2 protein-coding genes are annotated in these 1,612 nt (G+C 59.9%); both read right to left on the reverse strand.

The genetic code is table 11. From position 1 onward, the window contains the following. Positions 1 to 85 precede the first annotated feature (85 nt). Entirely contained in the window at positions 86 to 1,375 is a 1,290-nt protein-coding gene (gene eno / locus B7L71_RS05375; RefSeq protein ID WP_081136470.1) for a phosphopyruvate hydratase, read from the reverse strand. A 68-nt stretch (positions 1,376 to 1,443) separates the two neighbouring features. Then, complete coding sequence (locus B7L71_RS16980) at positions 1,444 to 1,611, reverse strand: hypothetical protein (protein WP_446497388.1); 168 nt, start codon at positions 1,609 to 1,611, stop codon at positions 1,444 to 1,446. Between the last annotated feature and the right edge of the window lies 1 nt (position 1,612).

Consider the following 1,612-nt stretch of genomic DNA (forward strand, 5'->3'; position numbering starts at 1 on the left):
TACCGAGCGAATGTCGTCGGAATTTGTAAGAGATCTCTTACAAATTTTTGAGAGATCTCTTACACGCCGCCTCTGGTTTTTTCGCTTATTGGCCCTTGATGGCCTTCAAACCAGGGTAAGTCACTTCCCCCAGCTCTGCTTCGATGACCAGCAGACGGTTGTATTTGGCCACACGGTCAGAACGACACAGCGAGCCGGTCTTGATCTGTCCTGCACAAGTGCCCACGGCCAGGTCGGCAATGGTGGTGTCTTCGGTCTCACCACTGCGGTGAGAGATGACCGCCGTGAAGCCAGCGTCCTGGGCCATCTTGATCGCATCGAGGGTTTCGGAGAGCGAGCCAATCTGGTTGAACTTGATCAGGATCGAGTTACCGATCTGCTCGTCGATGCCACGCTTGAGGATCCTGGTGTTGGTCACGAACAGGTCATCGCCCACCAGCTGCACCTTGTCGCCCAGCTTGTCGGTCAAGGCTTTCCAGCCCGCCCAATCGGATTCGTCCATGCCGTCTTCGATAGAGACGATGGGGTAGTCCGCACACAGGCCCGCCAGGTAGTCGGCAAACCCTGCGGAGTCGTAACGCTTGCCTTCTCCGGCCAGGTCGTACTGACCTTCCTTGTAGAATTCGGAGGCAGCACAGTCCAGCGCCAGGGTGACATCGCTGCCCAGGGTATAACCGGCATCGGCCACCGCCTGCTTGATGACGGCCAGTGCCTCGGCGTTGGATGTCAGGTTGGGCGCGAAGCCACCCTCATCCCCTACCGAGGTAGACAGCCCCTTGGCAGACAGCACTTTCTTCAGCGCGTGGAAAATTTCCGCGCCCATGCGCAGGCCTTCACGGAAGTTGGCAGCGCCGACCGGCTGCACCATGAACTCCTGAATATCCACGTTATTGTCGGCGTGCTCACCGCCGTTGAGGATGTTCATCATCGGTACCGGCATGCTGTACTGGCCTGGTTGACCGTATAGCTCGGCAATGTGCGCATACAGCGGTACGCCCTTGGCGTTGGCAGCGGCTTTGGCAGCGGCCAGCGACACGGCCAGAATGGCGTTGGCGCCCAGGGTGGCCTTGTTGTCGGTGCCGTCCAGCGCCAGCATGGCGTCATCCAGACCGCGCTGGTCCCGTGCATCCATCCCCAACAACGCATCACGGATCTTGCCATTCACGGCGTCCACGGCTTTCAACACGCCTTTGCCGAGGTAACGCGCCTTGTCGCCATCACGCAGCTCGAGTGCTTCGCGGGAGCCGGTAGAGGCACCGCTGGGCGCGCAGGCGCTGCCTACGGCACCGCTTTCCAGACGCACGGTTGCCTGAACGGTCGGGTTGCCGCGCGAATCGAGCACTTCCAGCGCACTGATTTCAACAATTTTGGTCATGACAGTGTCCTTTGGTTGTCGGTCTGATGGAGGTTAGGTCCAATGTATACCACGGTTTATCGCAGCGATTAACGGATGGTCAAAGGGTCGAAGCCTTTCACCAAGGCATCCAACTGCGCCAGCTGCGTCAGGAAGGGCTCCAACTGCTCCAGCGGCAGCGCACACGGGCCGTCGCATTTGGCGTTGTCCGGGTCCGGGTGGGCTTCCAGAAACAGCCCCGCCAGGCCTACCGCCACG

Source organism: Halomonas sp. BC2, assembly GCF_002078115.1.
In the GTDB taxonomy this organism is placed as follows: Bacteria; Pseudomonadota; Gammaproteobacteria; order Pseudomonadales; family Halomonadaceae; genus Vreelandella; species Vreelandella stevensii.